The organism is Rhodopseudomonas palustris (assembly GCF_003226555.1).
GTDB lineage: Bacteria > Pseudomonadota > Alphaproteobacteria > Rhizobiales > Xanthobacteraceae > Rhodopseudomonas > Rhodopseudomonas palustris_I.
Genome location: NZ_QKQS01000006.1, coordinates 216072 through 232738, shown reverse-complemented (window position 1 = coordinate 232738; position 16667 = coordinate 216072). Strand labels below are relative to the sequence as shown.

The window sequence follows — 16667 nt, the reverse complement described above, 5'->3', positions numbered from 1 at the left end:
CGCTCGAACGGGAGAAGACGGAGTGATCAGGCCTCGTCGATGACGATCGCGTTCTCCGGGCAGTTGGATTTGGCCAGCCACGCCTGGTCGATCAGCGCGGTGGGCACCGCGCCGTCGCCGATCTCGTGAGCATTGCCGTAATCGTCGAGCTCGAACAGCTCCGGAGCCAGCGCTTTGCAGCGCGCATGGCCCTGACACTTGTCCTGGTCGACGTGGATTTTCAGCGTTTCGGACGCATTCAGGTGATCGGACATTGGCGTTTCCCCATCGTCCGCCTTTGTCGGCGGATCTATCGGTGTTGCAACACGCCGGAGAGTAGCACAGCGTGTTGCAACCGCCAGTCCCGTCGGCGCCTACAGGCTGGCGGGCGCCGGACGCGGGTCGATCGGGGTCGTGCCCTTCAGACCGAGAATGTCCTCGAGCAGCGCGGCGCCAGCGAGCAGGCCGGCTTCGTTGCGCGGCTTCGCCACCATCTGCAGGCCGACCGGCAGCCCGGTCTTGGTGAAGCCGCAGGGCAGCGACAGCGCGGGGCAGCACACCAGCGTGATCGCATAGACGATGCCGAGCCATTCGACGTAGTTGTCGAAGGTGTGCCCGTTGCATTCGGCGAGGTAGCGCTGCTCGACCGGGAACGGCGCGGTGATCGTCGCCGGGCACAGCAGCAGGTCGTAGCTCTGGAAGAACTCGATCGTGCGCGCCGCCATCGCCACGCGCTGCGCTTCGGCCTTGGCGAGATCGTCAACGCTGAGCTTCAGGCCCTGCTCGATATTCCAGATCACTTCCGGCTTGAGTAGGTCGCGCTTGGTGCGCAGCAACTCGGCCTTGCTGATCGCGAAGTCGAAGGCGCGCAGCACGTGGAAGCATTCATGCGCTTCGGACAGGTCGGGCTTGGCCTGTTCGACGGTCACGCCGGCCTCGGCGAAGCGCTCGGCCGCCTTGCGGGTGACGGCGGCGACTTCGGGATCGACCGGGGTGATACCGAGATCGGGCGAATAGGCGACGCGCAGCGGCTTCTGCCGCGACCGCGCCGCGGTGAGGAACGAAGTCGCGGGTGAGGGGATCGACAAGGGATCGGCGGCGAATTCGCCGCTCATCGCGTCGAGCAGCAGCGCGACGTCCTCGACGTTGCGCGCCATCGGGCCATTGACGCCGAGATTGCGGTCGATCTTGGCCGCCGGCGTATGCGCGACCCGGCCGAAGCTCGGGCGCAGGCCGACGATGCCGCAGAAGCTCGCCGGGTTGCGCAGCGAGCCGCCCATGTCGGAGCCTTGGGCCAGCCATGCGGTGCCGGATGCCAGCGCCGCCGCGGCGCCGCCGGACGAGCCGGCCGCCGAGCGCGACAGGTCCCACGGATTGCGGGTCGCTCCGAACACTTCGTTGAAGGTGTTGGCGCCGGCGCCGAATTCGGGGGTGTTGGACTTGGCGTAGACCACCGCGCCGTTGGCTTCGAGATTCTCGACCATCAGGTCGGAGCGGGCCGGGACGTGATCCTTGTAGATCGGCGAGCCCTGGGTGGTGAGCACGCCGGCGACCGCGGTGAGGTCCTTGATCGGCAGCGGTAGCCCGGCCAGCAGACCGCGCTCAGCGGGCGGCTTCTTCATCAGCTCGGCGGCGTGGCCGCGGGCGCGGTCGAAGCACAGCGTCGGCAAGGCGTTGACGGCGCCGTCGACCTCGGCGATCCGCGCTTCCAGCACGTCGAGCAGCTCGAGCGGCGTCACCTCGCCGGATTTGAGCTTGCCCACCACTGCACAAGCGGTTTCCTTTACCAGCGCCTGATCTGCCGCCACCCTGTAACTCCCCTGAGTTGATTGCGCCGGCGACGTCATCGCATCACGTCGGCGCGTTGGACCGGATACCAAGACTAGACGCAATGGGTAGCCCCGGAGCGCTTCACAACCCGCCGGCCGGGGCCTTATATCGCGTCATGGGACTCTTCTCACATAACGACTCCAACGGCCACAACCTGACCGGGTTCTGGCTGCTGTCCCGCAAATTTTGGCTGAGCGGCAAGCCTCGCGTCACGGGGCTGATCGTGGTGCTGATCGGCGTGGTGCTGGCGCAGCTGCTGGTTCAGTTTTATCTCAATTTGTGGAATCGGCATTTCTTCGATGCGCTGGAGCGGAAGGACGCCGGCGCCCTGTGGGCGCAGACGGGGATCTTCGTGGCGCTCGCCGTCACCAGCGTGATGCTCGCCGCGACCTCGGTGTGGGGCCGCATGACCGGGCAACGCAAATGGCGCGAGTCGATGACATGTGAAATCCTCGCGCGCTGGTCGCGAAAGGACCACAACGTTCCAATCGATGGTACAGATCACGGCGCCGAGAACCCGGAATATCGCCTCGCCGAGGACGTCCGGATCGCCACTGACTCTCCGGTCGATCTGATCCTGGCGTTCCTGTCTTCGGTGTTGACGGCGCTGACCTTCTTCAGCGTGCTGTGGAGCGTCGGCGGCAGCATCGATCTCACCGTGTTCGGCTATCGCGCCGAGATCCCCGGCTATCTGGTCGTCGGCGTGATCGGCTATTCGACGATCATGACGGCGCTGATGCTGTGGTTCGGCCGGCGCATGACCAGCATCAGCGAACGGCGCAATCAGAACGAGGCGGAATTCCGCGCTGCCGCCGAAGTGATGCGTGGCGGCCGTCCGGCCAGCGAGGCCGACGAGAAGGCGTGGATGGCGAAGCTGGCGCGGCGCCTGCAGGAAGTGCTGCGGTCGTGGCGCGACCTGTGCTGGCAGCTCGTCGACATGACGCTGGTGTCGCACAGCAACTTCCTGTTCGCGCCGGTCGCCGCGTACTTCCTGTGCTTTCCGAAATATCTCGCCGGCGCGATGACGCTCGGCGAGGTGACGCAGAGCGCGGCCGCTTTCGTCACCGTGCAGGGCGCGGTGAACTGGCTGGTCGATAATTACCAGCGGCTGGCGGATTGGCGGTCCTCCGCCAATCGCGTCGCGGCGCTGCTCGCCGCGATCGATCAGATGCCGGATCGGCTCCCGGCCGGGCCGTCCGGCGCCGCGCGCGAGCTGGCGCCGTCGTAAGCAAAGCCGGCAGGCTCACGCACCGCCGCCGCGGGCGTGCCGGATCACGTCGGCGAACCAGTTAAACGATGCCTTCGGGATCCGCTGCAGCGTGGCATAGTCGATATAGACGAGGCCGAACCGCACGCCGTAACCGGATTCCCATTCGAAATTGTCGAGCAACGACCACACCATGTAGCCGCGAACGTCGGCGCCGGCTGCGATCGCCTGATCGAGCGCGGTGATGTAGTCGCGCAGGAAGCCGATGCGGCCGGGGTCGATCACCTCGCCATTGGCGTCCGGAGTCTCGACGTTGCTGCCATAGCCGTTCTCGGTGACGTAGACCGGCTTGCCGTAGCGGCGGCTGATCTCGATCAGCGTGTCCCGGAACCCATCGGGCTCGATCGTCCAGTCGATCGGCGAGCGCGGAATGCCCGCGGGCTTGGCGCCCCAGCCGAGGCCGACGATCGCGTTCGGATCGGAGTTGATGTAGACGGGGCTGTAGTGATTGAGCCCGAACCAGTCGAGCGGCCGCTGGATGTGTGCCATGTCGCCGGGCAGGACATGCGGCTCGAGGGCGTCGCGGATCAGCTCGGGATATTCGCCGAGATATTGCGGGTCGGCGAAAGCGCGATTCCAGTAGTCGCTGATCAGTCTGGCCTCGGCGACGTCTTCGGGCCTGTCGCTCGACGGATAGACCGGCTGGTAGTTGGTGATCAGTCCGATCGAGGCATCCGGCACGGTCTCGCGTAGCGCGTCGACTGCGGCGCCGTGGGCCAGATTGACGTGATGAATCCAGCGGTGCAGCTTGTCGTCGGCGCTACGGTCGCGGACGCCGAACGAGCGGCTGAACAGGCTGAAGATGCCGGGTTCGTTGAGGGTGGCGAAGCGTTTCACCCGCTTGCCGTAGCGCTGGCCGATGATGCGGGCGTAGTCGGCGAACCAGCTCACGATGTCGCGGTTGAGCCAGCCGCCGCGCTCTTCCAGCGCCTGCGGCAGATCCCAATGATACAGGCAGATCCACGGCTCGATGCCGGCGGCTTCCAGCGCATCGATCAGACGGTCGTAGAAGGCGAGCCCAGGCTCGTTGATCGGGCCGGTGCCTTGCGGAAGGATCCGCGGCCAGGCGATCGAGAACCGATACGCCTGAATTCCGAGCGCCTTCATCAGCGCGACGTCTTCCTGATAGCGATGGTAGTGATCGCAGGCGACGTCGCCGGTGTCGTTGTTGGCGACATAGCCGGCGCGGCAGTACACGTCCCAGATGCTCTGGCCGCGGCCGTCTTCGTTGGCGGCTCCCTCGATCTGGAAGCTGGCGGTCGAGACGCCCCAGACGAAATCCCGGTCGATATGCGACAGCGCCGGCAAGCCCGGCGCGGAATCGGTTGAGGCTGAAGTGGGCGACGACGCCATGGCGGGCACTCCGATTGATGGTATCGTTTGATACGCCTGTGCGCGCGAGGCCGCGCTTGCGCTGAATCAAACAGCGACGTTGTGCCGCCTGCGGAGGTTGCTGCTCCGTTATCGTGGCAGGAGCAAAACCCGCAGCACCGTCACATCGTCATGGCAGGGTTGCGGGCCGCACGATCCGCTGGACGATCCGCCACGCGCGTCAGGCCGGCCAGCCGGCGCTGAGACCGCCGTCGACGGTGAAGATCGCGCCGGTGGTGTAGCCGGAGCGGTCGGACGCCAGAAAAGCCATCATGTCGGCGATCTCGCGCGGCTGCGCCGGGCGGCCGAGCGGGAGATGCTTCTGGAGCTCCAGGTAGCGGTTGTCGTCGCCGAGCTCGGCCTTGGCCCGGCCCTTCATGCGGCCGAGATAACGATCGGTGCCGACCGGCCCGGGATTGATGCCGACCACGCGAATGTTGTCGGCCAGACTCCGGCCGCCGAGCGCGCGGGTGAACGCCATCAACGCGGCGTTGCCGGCGGAGCCGCAGATGTAACCGGCGTCGAGCCGTTCGCCCGCCGCGCCGATGTCGTTGATGATCACGCCGCCGCCGCGCGCTTTCATCTGCGCGTAGACCAGCCGGGTCAGATCGATGAAGCCGTACACTTTCAGATCCCAGGCGTGACGCCAGGCGGCCTCGTCGATCGCATCGATCGTGCCGCGCGGAATGTCGCCGGCATTGTTGATCAGGATGTCGATGTCGCTCGCCTGCGCGGCGAGCTCGGCGAGGTCGGTCTTGCTCCGCAGATCGGCGACATGCACCGCGACGTCGATGCCGTGCTGATCGCGCAGCCGCGCGGCGAGGGCTTCCAGCGCATCCTTGTTGCGGGCGGCGAGCCGCAGGTGGCAGCCTTCTTCAGCGAACGCTTCGGCCGCCGCGGCGCCGATGCCTTTCGACGCGCCGGTGATGAGGACGCGCTTGCCGCGCAGATGCAGGTCCATCGAGTGCCCTTCGGAGAAGTCCGGGTCGGCCGGACGCCGCCGCTACAGATAGCCTTCTCCGGCCTCGGCGGCAAAGCGTGCGGGATCGCCTTCCCACACGATCCGAGCGTGCTCGAGCACATAGACACGGTCCGCGTGCGGCAGCGCGAAGGTGACGTTCTGTTCGCCGAGCAGCACCGTGATCGACGAGGTCTGCCGCAGCTTCTCCAGCGCCTTCGACAATTGCTCGAGGATCACCGGTGCAAGCCCCAGCGTCGGCTCGTCGAGGATCAGGATCTTCGGCTGCATCATCAGCGCGCGGCCGATCGCCAGCATCTGCTGCTCGCCGCCGGACAGCGTCTGCGCGAGCTGGCCGTGGCGCTCGCGCAGGATCGGAAACAGTTCGAACAGCCATTCGATCTGCTTGTCGCGGACGTCGTCGGCCAGATGATAGCCGCCGAGATCGAGATTCTCGCGCACCGTCATCTCGCCGAACAACTCGCGGGACTCGGGGCACTGCACGATGCCGTCGCGCGCGATCTTGGCCGCCGACGTGCCGCGCAGCGCCTCGCCGCCGCGCTTGATCGCGCCGGTGTAGGGCAGGAGGCCGGAGATGGTGTTGAACAGCGTGGTCTTGCCCGCGCCGTTGAGGCCGACCACCGAGACGAATTCACTCTCGTGGACGTGGATCGAGACGTTCTCCAGCGCCTGGGCCTTGCCGTAGAACACGTTGACGTTCTCGACCTGCAGCAGCGGCCGCTTGTCGTGGAAGCTGGTTTCCGGACGTGCCGAGGTTTCGATCGCGCCGCCGAGATACACCCGGCGGACGGTTTCGTTCTTCATCACCTCGCTGGCCGCGCCGGTGCAGATCTCTTCGCCGAGATACATCGCCAGCACGCGGTCGACCAGCGCAGCGACGCTCTTGACGTTGTGATCGACCAGCAGCACCGCGCGGCCTTCGTCGCGGAAGCCGGCGATCAGCTCGGAAAAGGTGCCGACCTCCGCCAGCGTCAGGCCGGCGAACGGCTCATCGACCAGCACCACTTTTGGATCACGCGCGATGGCTTTCGCCAGCTCGAGGCGGCGCAGATCGGCGAATGGCAGAGTGGGGGGCTTGCGCCGCATCACCGCGCCGAGGCCGACCCGTTCGGCGATCGCCTCGGCACGCTCGACCAGGGCACGATCGTGAAACAGCGCCAGCAGGCTGTCGGGCAGCAGCGCCACCATGATGTTTTCCAGCACCGTCTGCCGGTTCAGGGGGCGCGAATGCTGGAACACCATGCCGAAGCCCTTGCGGGCGATCTTGTGCGCCGGCAGCCCGGCGACGTCTTCGCCCTGGAATACGACCTCGCCGGCGGTCGGGCGCTCGATCCCCATGATCGATTTCATCGCGGTAGACTTGCCGGAGCCGTTCGGCCCGATCAGGCCGAAGATCTCACCGGCGCGCAGATCGAACGACAGGTTCTTCACCGCGGTGAGGCCGCCGAACCGTTTGGTGAGACCGCGGACTTCGAGGGTGGGAGCAAAGTTGCCGGAGACCGCGTCCATCAGGTCCGAGCCTCGCGCGACATGGCGGCACCGAGGAAGCCGCCGGGGAAGAACAGCACGACGAGCAATGCGATCGCCGAGACGATGAAGGTGGCGAGTTCGCCGGTCGGGCGCAGGAACTCGCCAGCGACGATCAGGAACACCGCGCCCAGCGCCGCGCCGATCACGGTTCGGCGTCCGCCCAACACGGCCGCCACGATCACGTTCACGCCGACCGCGACGTCGACCACCGTGCCGACCGAGGCGGTGCCGAAGTAGAACACCAGCAGCGCCCCCGACAGGCCCGAGAAGAACGCGCTGACCACGAAGGCGAACAGCTTGTGCTTGACGATGTTGAAGCCGAGCGCGCCGGCCTGCACCGGATCCTGCCCCGAGGCCTGCAGCACCAGGCCGATCGGCGATTGCGACAGCCCGTACAGGATGGCGCCGCTCACCGTCATGAAGCCGAGCGCGATCCAGTAGTTGGCGCCGGCATTGATGGTGATCACGTCCGGGATGGTCAGGCCGATCTCACCGCCGGTGAGTTCGGCGAACACCACGATGAAATTCTGCAGCATCAGCACCGCCACCAGCGTGGTCAGGCCGAAATACGGCCCGCGCACCCGCAGCGCCGGCAGCGCCAGGATGAAGCCTGCGACCACCGCGGCCATCGCGCCGATGAAGATGCAGATATAGGGCGACACGCCGTAGAGGTTGTTGATGATGCCTGCGGTGTAGGCGCCGGTGCCGATCAGGAAGGTCGGGCCGAAATTGACCTCGCCGGCGAAACCGAACAGCAGGTCCCAGGACATCGCGAACACCCCGAAATAGAACGCCACCGTCAGCAGCCCGAGGATGTAGCCGGAGACGTAGAGCGGCAGCGTCGCTGCGACCGCGACGACGAGAAGCGAGATCCAGAACAGTCGTGATGTGAACAAACCCATCTCAGCGCCTCCCGAGCAGGCCCTGAGGCCGCAGATACATCACGGTCACCAGCAGCAGCAGCGCCGGAATGGTTCGATACGCCGGCGAAATCATGTAGGCCGTGATGGTTTCGAGATAGCCGACCACGAAGGCGGCGATCAGCGAACCGGACACGCTGCCGAGGCCGCCGAGCACCACGATCGAGAACGCGCTCGCGGTCAGCGGCCCGACGCTGTAGGACGACACGCCGAGGAACATGCCGAGCAGCACGCCGGCGATGCCGGCGAGCACGCCGTAGATGATCCACACCACCACATAGATGTTGGTCAGTTCGAGCCCGAGCAGGGTGACGCCGCGCGGGTTCATCGACGCCGCCAGCACCGCCTTGCCGATCTTGGTGCGGTTGACCAGCAGCCAGAGCAGGGCGATCACCAAGCAGCAGACCAGCGCGGTGAAGATCTGGTTGCGCGGGGTGCGCACGCCGAGGATCTCGACGACGCCGGTGACGATCGGCAACACCGTCTTGGCGTTGTTGGTGAAAAAGTAAGCGATCGCCTCCTGGATCATGATGCCCCACAGCAGCGTGCCGGTGAGGACGAAGATCTCCTTCTCCTCATTGGCGATCCGCCGTGAGCGCTGGATCGGCTGCACCACTGCGAAATAGGTGAGCAGCGCGATCACCAGCGCGGTGGCGATGCCGACCAGCGCGCCGGCGTAGCTGCCGATGCCGAAGGTGCTCGACGCCGCCCAGGCTGCGACCGCAGCAGCCACCATGATGGCGCCGTGCGACAGGTTCAGCACGCCGGAGACGCCGAAGATCAACGTGAAGCCGGTCGCGCCGAGCGCATACAACGCGCTGATGGCGAAACCGTCGATCAGGATTTGCAGGGCGAGCATTCGGGACTTTCAGTTGCCAAATCCGGGACGTCATTCCGGGATGCGCGCCGCGGGCGCGCAGAACCGGAATCCCGAGCTGTTCTGAGATTCCGGGTTCGCGGGCGTTGCCCGCGCCCCGGAATGACGATGTGGAGAAGCTTGCAGCCCGACGAAAAATGCTCCCGTCGTTGGCGGCGGGAGCATTTCGGCGGAGCGCTCAGTTCGCGGCGGCCTTGATGAAGGCCGGGAACTTGATCTTGGCCTTGGCCACTTCGGGCGGCCACACCGCGACCTGCTTGCCATCCTGCCACTGCAGCATCAGGCCGGTGAGCAGGCCCTTGCCGTATTTCAGGCCGTGGGTGAACGGATCGTCCTTGCCGTAGAACTGGACGCGGCCGATCGTGCCTTCGTAGTCTGTCTTCTCCAGCGCTTCGACCAGCTTGTCGCTGTCGGTCGAGCCGGCACGCTTCACCGCATCGGCGATGTAGTAGACCTCGTCATAGGACGTGTAGCCGGCGTAGGACGGATAGTTGCCGTACTTCTTCTTGAAGTTCTCGGCGAACGGCACCGACTTCGGCGTCACCGCGACACCCGGTCCCGACACGCCCTGATACAGCACGCCGTCGGAGGCGTTGTTGGTATCCTTGCCGAAGGTCTCGTTGGTGGCCTGCGAGGAGATGCCGAACATCGGAATCGGCACCTGCTGGTTCTTCCACTGCACCGTCGGCTGCACGCCGACATGCGAGATGCCGGTGATGATCACGTCCGGCTTCGAGCCTTCGATCTTGTTGAAAATCGGGGTGAAATCGGTGGTGTCGGGAGAGAACCGGATGTGATCGAGAACCTTCAGGCCGATCTTCGGCAGACACTCCTGGTAGCCGACGTCGAGCGGCTTGGTCCAGGCGGCGTCCTCGCTCATGATCACCGCGCTCTTCATGTGGCGGGCGTCGACCAGCAGATCCTTGGCCGCGTCGCACACCGACTGTGCGAGTTCGCCGGAGGTGAGGTAGCCGTGGAACGTGTATTTGTTCTTCTCGTAGTCCTTGTGAATCGCCTTGGTGATCTCGTTCGAGGCCGCGCCGGGAGTGACGAACGGCGTCTTCAATCGCGATGCCCAGGGCATCAAGGCCAGCACGACCTCGGAAATATAGCTGGCAATCACCGCATTGACCTTGTCCTCATTCACCGCGCGCTGAAATGCACGCACGGAATCGGCCGAGGACGAGTGATTGTCGTAGCTGATGATCTCGATCTTACGGCCGTCGACCCCACCTTTGGCGTTGATCTCGTCGGCGGCGAGCTGGGCCGCCTGCGGAATCGATGCGCCGGCGATAGCCTGTGCTTCGGCGATCACGCCGATCTTGATCGGATCGGCGGCGAGTGCCGACGATGCACCGAATCCGATCGCAGTCGCGGCGACGACTGCGCGCATCGACCACGAACGGACATTCGAGGGGGCTGGAGACATGGCGTTTCCTCTTTATTGTCTTTGTTGGCTCGTTGGCCGGCGGCTTGTTGATCAGCCGTGAAAAGTGTAGCGCGCGTTTTGTCGCAGGCAAGCACAATACTTTCGCATTCACGCGGATTCGCTATGTGCAGCGCAGCGTTGAACGCCAGCGTACTTTGGGCCAGATGAAGCCGCGCGACGCGCGACACAAAGGGGAACCGAGTTGAATCAGAGCAAAGACCAGTATCGTATCGCGGTGATTGCGGGTGACGGCATCGGCAAGGAAGTGATGCCGGAAGGATTGCGCGTGCTCGAAGCCGCCGCGAAGAAGCATCGGGTCAAACTGGTGTTCGACCAGTTCGATTTCGCCAGCTACGACTATTACGAGAAGCACGGCCAGATGATGCCGGATGACTGGAAGGAGAAGATCGGCGGCCACGACGCGATCTTCTTCGGTGCGGTCGGCTGGCCGGCGAAGATTCCCGATCACATTTCGTTGTGGGGCTCGCTGATCAAGTTTCGCCGCGAGTTCGATCAGTACGTCAATCTGCGTCCGGTCCGACTGATGCCCGGTGTGCCGTCGCCGCTCGCCGGCCGCAAGCCCGGCGACATCGATTTCTGGGTGGTGCGAGAGAACACCGAGGGCGAATACTCGTCGGTCGGCGGCCGGATGTTCCCGGATACCGAGCGTGAATTCGTCACCCAGCAAACGGTGATGACTCGGACCGGCGTCGACCGGATTCTGAAATTCGCGTTCGAGCTGGCGCAGTCGCGACCGAAGCGGCACCTGACATCTGCGACCAAGTCGAACGGCATCTCGATCACCATGCCGTATTGGGACGAGCGCGTCGAAGCGATGGCGAAGAGCTATCCGGACGTGAAGTGGGACAAGTATCACATCGACATTCTGACGGCGCATTTCGTGCTGCACCCGGATTGGTTCGACGTCGTGGTCGGCTCCAATCTGTTCGGCGACATCCTGTCGGATCTCGGCCCGGCCTGCACCGGCACGATCGGGATTGCGCCGTCGGGCAACATCAATCCGGAGGGGGACTTCCCGAGCGTGTTCGAGCCGGTGCACGGTTCGGCGCCGGATATTGCCGGGCAAGGCGTCGCCAATCCGATCGGGATGATCTGGTCGGGCGCGATGATGCTCGAGCATCTCGGCGAGAAGCAGGCGTCGGATTCGATCGTGAAGGCGATCGAGCGGACGCTCGCCGAGCGGACCTTGCGCACCCGCGATCTCGGCGGTCAGGCCGACACCGCGGCCTGCGGCAAGGGCGTCGCCGAGATGGTGGAGTAGGCGGTCCTCTGTGGAGCACGCAGAAGCCGGCGTCAGCGGGTCGGTGACGAACCCGCTGCGCTGGCCCGGACCAGCGTCATCGGCTTGCGTACGCGCCGCCGTTGCCGGATCTGCGGCGGCTGCCGAAGCGGACGGCGTGGCTTCAGCGCAATCGCGTAGCCGGGCTTGCGGCTCGGCAGCGGCGGAAGCGGACGAGCCCGGTTGTGGGTCGTTTTACGCTGCTGACGCTTGCTTGCTGCCTTACGGGCGCCGCGTGCAACGGGCCGGCGGTTTTGCGAGGGCCGCGGCTTGGTGACCTCCCGCGGCCGCGGCGCGACGATGCGGGTCGACGTCCGAAGCAGTAGCGGGGCCGGCTCAGTTGCGGGTTGAACCGGCGTCACGACCGGAGCCAGCACTGCCGAGCTCTGCGTGTTGTTGGGCGGCGGAATAGGAGTATTGCGGTTTGCGTGGGCCGAGACGTCTGCGCCGGCATCGTGAATCCGTACCACTCGTCGCGGCGGAGTGGGGCCGTTGCGGTGAATGTTGAAGGCGACATACGCGGCAATCAGCAAAGCCACGAGCAGAGTGATCGGGGCGCCGATCATCAGCGTGGCGGCCATCACGATCATCGCGGTGGCTGCGGCTTTCAGCAGCTTGTCGCTGTCGTCGAACAGCCGCTCCAGCCATTGCCAGTTGCTGCGCGTCCAGATCGGCGGATCGATCCGGAAGGCGAGGCTGGCGCGCGCATTGGCGAAGCCGACCTCGCGCGCCGACAGCAAGTACCAGGCGGCGAAGAATGCCAGCAGGAACGCCAGCGTGCCGGCGAGGCCGGCGGCCGAGCCGATGATGATCACCAGCGCGAGGGCGAAGACCGCGTACCAATCCTTCATGAGAATGACTCCGTGCGATTCGCGAAGTATCGCACAGGCTGGGTTCACGCGCTGTTGATTCGGATCAGGCGGGATTGGTCGGGCGCCCGATGATTACGGCGGATGCTCGGTGGCGATGGTAATTAATTGCCGCCTGCGAGCGGATCAGCCGTTCGCCGCGATCCGCCGGCAATGCGACAGGGCGGCAGTAATCAGGTTTTCGCTCGCTTCCGGGGTGCGGAACGCCGAGTGTGCCGACAGCGTCACATTGGCCAGCGTGGTCAGCGGATGGCCGGTCGGCAGCGGCTCGATGTCGAACACGTCGAGCGCGGCATGGCGCAGGTGGCCGGACCGCAGCGCGTCGATCATAGCGGTCTCGTCGACGAGCGCGCCACGAGCGGTGTTGACCAGGATCGCGCCCGGCCGCATCGCGGCGATCCGCTGGCGCGACAGGAACCCGCGGGTCTCGTCGTTGAGCAACAGATGCATCGAGACGATGTGGCTGTCGCGTAGCAGGGTGTCCAGATCGACGAAGCGAACGCCGTCGACGTCCTTCGAACTCCTGTTCCAGGCGATCACCTGCATGCCCGAGCCGTGCGCGATCCGCGCCACTTCGGCGCCGATGCCGCCGAAACCGATCAGGCCGAGCGTCTTGCCGGTCAGCTGCATGCCGTCTTCACGCAGCCATTGGCCCTGCCGCATCTCGCGATCCATGATCGCAAGATTGCGCGCCGCCGCCCACATCAGCGCGATGGTCGCTTCGGCGACCGCGGTGTCGCCATAGCCGCGGATCAAGTGGACCTCGATGCCGAGCTCGGCGAGCTCCTCGATATTCATGTAGCTGCGGGCGCCGGTGCCGAGAAACACCACGTGCTTCAGCCCGGTGCATTGCCGCGCAATCTCGGTCGGCAGATAGGTGTGGTCGATCATCGCGATCGCGGCGCCGGCCAGCACCTCGGGCAGTTGCTCCGGTGTGACGTCCGGGTCGCGGTGGATCTTCACCGGTGGATCGCCGGGCGTCGCCAGCCGCTCCATCAGTTCGGCGAGCGTATCGCTGGCGTCGACGAACACCGCGTGCATCGTGATCTCCCCCAATAGAGCGGCCGTGGTCCGGCGATTACTTGGCGACGCCGGCGAGCGAGAGCACGGTGTGAAGCAGCACATTGGCGCCGGCGGCGCAGTCGGGCTGGGTGGCGTCTTCCAGCTCGTTGTGGCTGACGCCGTCCTTGCACGGCACGAAGATCATCGCGGTCGGAATTCTGGCGTTCAGGTTGCAGGCGTCGTGACCGGCCCCCGAGGTGATCCGGCGGTTCGAATAGCCGAGCGCATTGGCCGCGGTCTCGACCGCCCCGACCAGCTTCTGGTCGAAATGCGTCGGCTCCTTGCGCCACACCAGATCGAGCGCGACCTCGACCTTGCGGCGCGGCGCGATCTCGGCCACCGCCGCGCGCAGCCGTTGGTCGAGCTGCTCGAGGATCGCGGCGTCGGCGCTGCGCATGTCGATGGTGAAAGCAATCTCGCCGGGGATGACGTTGCGCGAGGGCGAGGCGATCACCGCTTCGCCGACCGTGCCGACCGCGTTCGGGCCGAGCTCGGTGGCGATCTTTTCGACCGCCAGCACGATCTCTGACAGCGTCGCCAGCGCATCGCGGCGCAGATGCATCGGGGTCGAGCCGGCATGGCTCTCGAAGCCGGTGATCTTGCCGTCGTACCACAGCACGCCTTGACCATGTTCGACCACGCCGATGGTCTTGCCTTCGGCTTCCAGGATCGGGCCCTGCTCGATGTGCAGCTCGATGAATCCGGAGAACGGCTGGGTGCCGACCGGCCGGTCTCCACGATAGCCGATGCCGTCGAGCGCTTCGGCGACGCTGATGCCGGCAGCGTCCTTGCGCGACAGCACGTCCTCGACGGTGAAGTCGCCGACAAAGGCGGCCGAGCCCATCATCGCCGGGGCGAAGCGCGAGCCTTCTTCATTGGTCCAGTTGGTGATGCACAGCGGCAGCTCGGTTTCGATGCCGGCGTCGTTCAGCGTGCGGATCACTTCGAGCGCGGCCAAAGTGCCCAGAATGCCGTCGAATTTGCCGCCGGTCGGCTGGGTGTCGAGATGCGAGCCGAGCCCGATCGGCGGCTTGGTCATGTCGCGGCCCTTGCGCAGCGCGAACATGTTGCCGAGCGTGTCGATGCCGACTTCGAGGCCGGCGCTCTCGCACGCGGCGCGAAACCAGTCACGGACCTGCTTGTCTTCCGCCGACAACGTCAACCGCCTGACGCCGCCTTTCGGCGTGCCGCCGAACTGCGCGGTGGTGTGGATCGTGCCCCACAGCCGCGAGGAATCGATCTGCAGGTTCGAGGCAGTCTTGGTCATAATCACTCCGGGAAGTCAGCGCGGACGGCGCGAGGCAGAGAGAAAGTTTGGCAAGTCGGTCGGAGGCGCGTCAACCAATCGCCGGTTCAACGACGTGAGCAATATCGCGGAGCTGCATTGCAGGATCGGGCATGAAGCCGCCATTGTGTGCGATCTCGGCCGCGAGTTCGGCGACGCGCTCGATCGCCACCGTATCGGGGGAGGCGAGCCAGCTCGCGGAGAACCGCAGCGGCTGGATCTTCAGGTTGGTCTGCAGCAGTTGTAGCCGGCCTTGGGCGAGTTCGTCCTCGACGATCGCGGTCGGGATTACCGCGATGCCGAGGCCTTCGCTCGCCATATGGATCACGGTGCCGAGCGAGGCAGAGGCGTGCAGGCGGATCGGCGGCAGCTCGGGTTTGTTGAACAGCGAGCGCACGATCTCGTAGGGCTGCGTCTTGCGCGGGAAGGTGATGATCGGGAATTTCGCCAGATCGGCGACGGTCAGCAGTTCGCTGCCGAGTCCGAGTGTGGGGCTGGCGAGGAAGCCGATCGGATACTCGCACAGCACCCGGCTGCGCACCGTCGATGCCGTCATCGGCCCGAGCAGGAACGCCAGCTCGATTTCCTGTGCCAGCAGCCGTGCGCGCAAATTCGGTGTGATGTCGACCTCGATCTCAAGCGACAGGTGTGGATAGGCGCGGTTCACCTGTTCGATCAATCGCGGCAGCCAGGTGTGCACGATGGTCTCGGCGACGCCGAGCCGCAGCACGCCGCGCATGCTCGACTGATCGCTGACCGCCGCCATCATCTCGGTGCGCAGTCGGACCAGCTTCTCGGCATACAGCATCAATTGCCGGCCGCTTGGGGTCGGCGAGGCGACCCGATGGTCGCGCTGCAGCAGCCGTACCCCGAGCTCCCGCTCCAATTGAGCGATCCGCTGCGAAATCGCCGGCTGCGTCGTGTTGAGCTTGTGCGCCGCACCGCGGAAGCTGCCCAACGTCACGACCCAGATGAATGTTTCGAGCGCTTTGAAGTCCACCATCGGTCGACTCCTTTCGTCGATAAGTCGGGTTTATTGTTTCCGATCAGAAACAAAGATTAGACATTATATTAGGCTTCGGCTCCACTACTGTCGAGAGACTAGGCAGGGTGGGTGAATGACTGTTTTTGCGGCAGAGCAGCAGTTCCACGACGCTGAAGCGTCGCTTCCGTCTCATCAGGCGCGTCTGGCGTACCGCGCCGGTCTCGCCGAGAGCACCGCCGGGGTCGCGCCCGGTTACGTCCAGGGCAATCTGGTGATCCTGCCGGAACAACACGCCGCCGCCTTCCACCGCTTCTGTCAGCTCAATCCGAAGCCGTGTCCGATTATCGGCATGTCCGACGTCGGCGAGCCGAAGATTCCCTCGCTCGGTATCGATCTCGACATCCGCACCGACGTGCCGCGCTATCGGGTCTGGCGCGACGGCGCGCTGATCGACGAGCCGACCGACGTGATTTCGCATTGGCGCGACGATCTGGTCGCGTTCGTGATCGGTTGCTCGTTCTCGTTCGAAGAGGCGCTACTCGCCGACGATATTCCGATCCGCCATATCGACCAGAAGGTGCGGGTGCCGATGTATCGGACCAATATCCCGTGTGCGTCGGCTGGTCCGTTTGCGGGGCCGATGGTGGTATCGATGCGGCCGCTGAAGCCGCGAGACGCCATCCGGGCGGTGCAGATCACCTCGCGTTTTCCGTCCGTTCACGGTGCGCCGGTGCATATCGGCCTGCCGCAGTCGATCGGCATCGCCGATATCAATAAGCCCGACTATGGCGACCCAGTGCGGATCGAACCCGACGAATTGCCGGTGTTCTGGGCCTGCGGTGTTACTCCCCAGGCGGTGATCGCCGCCGCCAAAGTCCCGTTCGCCATCACTCACGCCCCCGGATTGATGCTTGTCACCGACCTGAAGAACAAGCACCTTGCCGTGCTGTAACGCCGAACCGAACCTCTGACCGCTTCACTCCC

15 protein-coding genes are annotated in these 16667 nt (G+C 65.3%); 3 read left to right on the top strand and 12 right to left on the bottom strand.

From position 1 onward, the window contains the following. Window positions 1-26: 26 nt before the first annotated feature. Both DNX69_RS03010 and DNX69_RS03005 read right to left on the bottom strand, forming a co-directional pair. Window positions 27-254 carry a ferredoxin gene (locus DNX69_RS03010; protein WP_110784532.1) on the bottom strand — a complete coding sequence of 76 codons (228 nt, stop codon included), beginning with the start codon at window positions 252-254 and terminating at the stop codon, window positions 27-29. Between the two features lie 99 nt (window positions 255-353). Beyond that, window positions 354-1826, bottom strand: a complete 1473-nt coding sequence (locus DNX69_RS03005) for an amidase family protein (RefSeq protein ID WP_207803105.1) — start codon at window positions 1824-1826, stop codon at window positions 354-356. Window positions 1827-1924: 98 nt separating this feature from the next. Here DNX69_RS03005 and DNX69_RS03000 point away from each other — a divergent pair, with 98 nt between their 5' ends. After that, the gene (locus tag DNX69_RS03000) at window positions 1925-3037 is read left to right on the top strand and encodes an SbmA/BacA-like family transporter (protein WP_110784530.1); all 1113 of its coding nucleotides are present in this window, start codon (window positions 1925-1927) and stop codon (window positions 3035-3037) included. 15 nt (window positions 3038-3052) lie between these two features. Here the strand turns inward: DNX69_RS03000 and DNX69_RS02995 are convergent, their stop codons facing one another. From DNX69_RS02995 to DNX69_RS02970, 6 genes are all read right to left on the bottom strand, one after another. Continuing rightward, window positions 3053-4429: a GH1 family beta-glucosidase gene (locus DNX69_RS02995; protein WP_110784529.1), complete on the bottom strand. Its 1377-nt coding sequence runs from the start codon at window positions 4427-4429 to the stop codon at window positions 3053-3055. Between the two features lie 199 nt (window positions 4430-4628). Beyond that, window positions 4629-5408, bottom strand: coding sequence for an SDR family oxidoreductase (locus DNX69_RS02990; RefSeq protein ID WP_110784528.1), 780 nt, complete (start codon window positions 5406-5408; stop codon window positions 4629-4631). A 42-nt stretch (window positions 5409-5450) separates the two neighbouring features. Continuing rightward, window positions 5451-6935: an ATP-binding cassette domain-containing protein gene (locus DNX69_RS02985; RefSeq protein ID WP_110784527.1), complete on the bottom strand. Its 1485-nt coding sequence runs from the start codon at window positions 6933-6935 to the stop codon at window positions 5451-5453. Next, window positions 6935-7858 (bottom strand): branched-chain amino acid ABC transporter permease, encoded by a 924-nt coding sequence (locus DNX69_RS02980; protein ID WP_110784526.1) that lies wholly within the window; start codon window positions 7856-7858, stop codon window positions 6935-6937. The genes DNX69_RS02985 and DNX69_RS02980 overlap by 1 nt, the downstream gene beginning before the upstream one ends. Window position 7859: 1 nt before the next feature. Further along, a complete protein-coding gene (locus tag DNX69_RS02975; protein ID WP_110784525.1) occupies window positions 7860-8735 on the bottom strand; it encodes a branched-chain amino acid ABC transporter permease in 876 nt (291 codons plus the stop codon). Between the two features lie 196 nt (window positions 8736-8931). Further along, entirely contained in the window at window positions 8932-10146 is a 1215-nt protein-coding gene (locus DNX69_RS02970; protein WP_425327288.1) for an ABC transporter substrate-binding protein, read from the bottom strand. A gap of 304 nt (window positions 10147-10450) precedes the next feature. Here DNX69_RS02970 and DNX69_RS02965 point away from each other — a divergent pair, with 304 nt between their 5' ends. Beyond that, the gene (locus DNX69_RS02965; RefSeq protein WP_234826847.1) at window positions 10451-11464 is read left to right on the top strand and encodes a tartrate dehydrogenase; all 1014 of its coding nucleotides are present in this window, start codon (window positions 10451-10453) and stop codon (window positions 11462-11464) included. A gap of 32 nt (window positions 11465-11496) precedes the next feature. Here the strand turns inward: DNX69_RS02965 and DNX69_RS02960 are convergent, their stop codons facing one another. The 4 genes from DNX69_RS02960 to DNX69_RS02945 form a co-directional block, all read right to left on the bottom strand. Continuing rightward, window positions 11497-12333 (bottom strand): hypothetical protein, encoded by an 837-nt coding sequence (locus DNX69_RS02960; protein ID WP_110784522.1) that lies wholly within the window; start codon window positions 12331-12333, stop codon window positions 11497-11499. 144 nt (window positions 12334-12477) lie between these two features. Then, window positions 12478-13392, bottom strand: a complete 915-nt coding sequence (locus tag DNX69_RS02955; RefSeq protein WP_110784521.1) for an NAD(P)-dependent oxidoreductase — start codon at window positions 13390-13392, stop codon at window positions 12478-12480. A 37-nt stretch (window positions 13393-13429) separates the two neighbouring features. Further along, the gene (locus tag DNX69_RS02950) at window positions 13430-14680 is read right to left on the bottom strand and encodes a Zn-dependent hydrolase (protein WP_110784520.1); all 1251 of its coding nucleotides are present in this window, start codon (window positions 14678-14680) and stop codon (window positions 13430-13432) included. A 70-nt stretch (window positions 14681-14750) separates the two neighbouring features. After that, window positions 14751-15701 (bottom strand): LysR family transcriptional regulator, encoded by a 951-nt coding sequence (locus tag DNX69_RS02945; RefSeq protein ID WP_110784519.1) that lies wholly within the window; start codon window positions 15699-15701, stop codon window positions 14751-14753. 115 nt (window positions 15702-15816) lie between these two features. On the opposite strand from DNX69_RS02945, the gene DNX69_RS02940 reads away from it, so the two are divergent. Beyond that, window positions 15817-16635 (top strand): putative hydro-lyase, encoded by an 819-nt coding sequence (locus tag DNX69_RS02940; RefSeq protein ID WP_110784518.1) that lies wholly within the window; start codon window positions 15817-15819, stop codon window positions 16633-16635. Window positions 16636-16667: the final 32 nt, after the last annotated feature.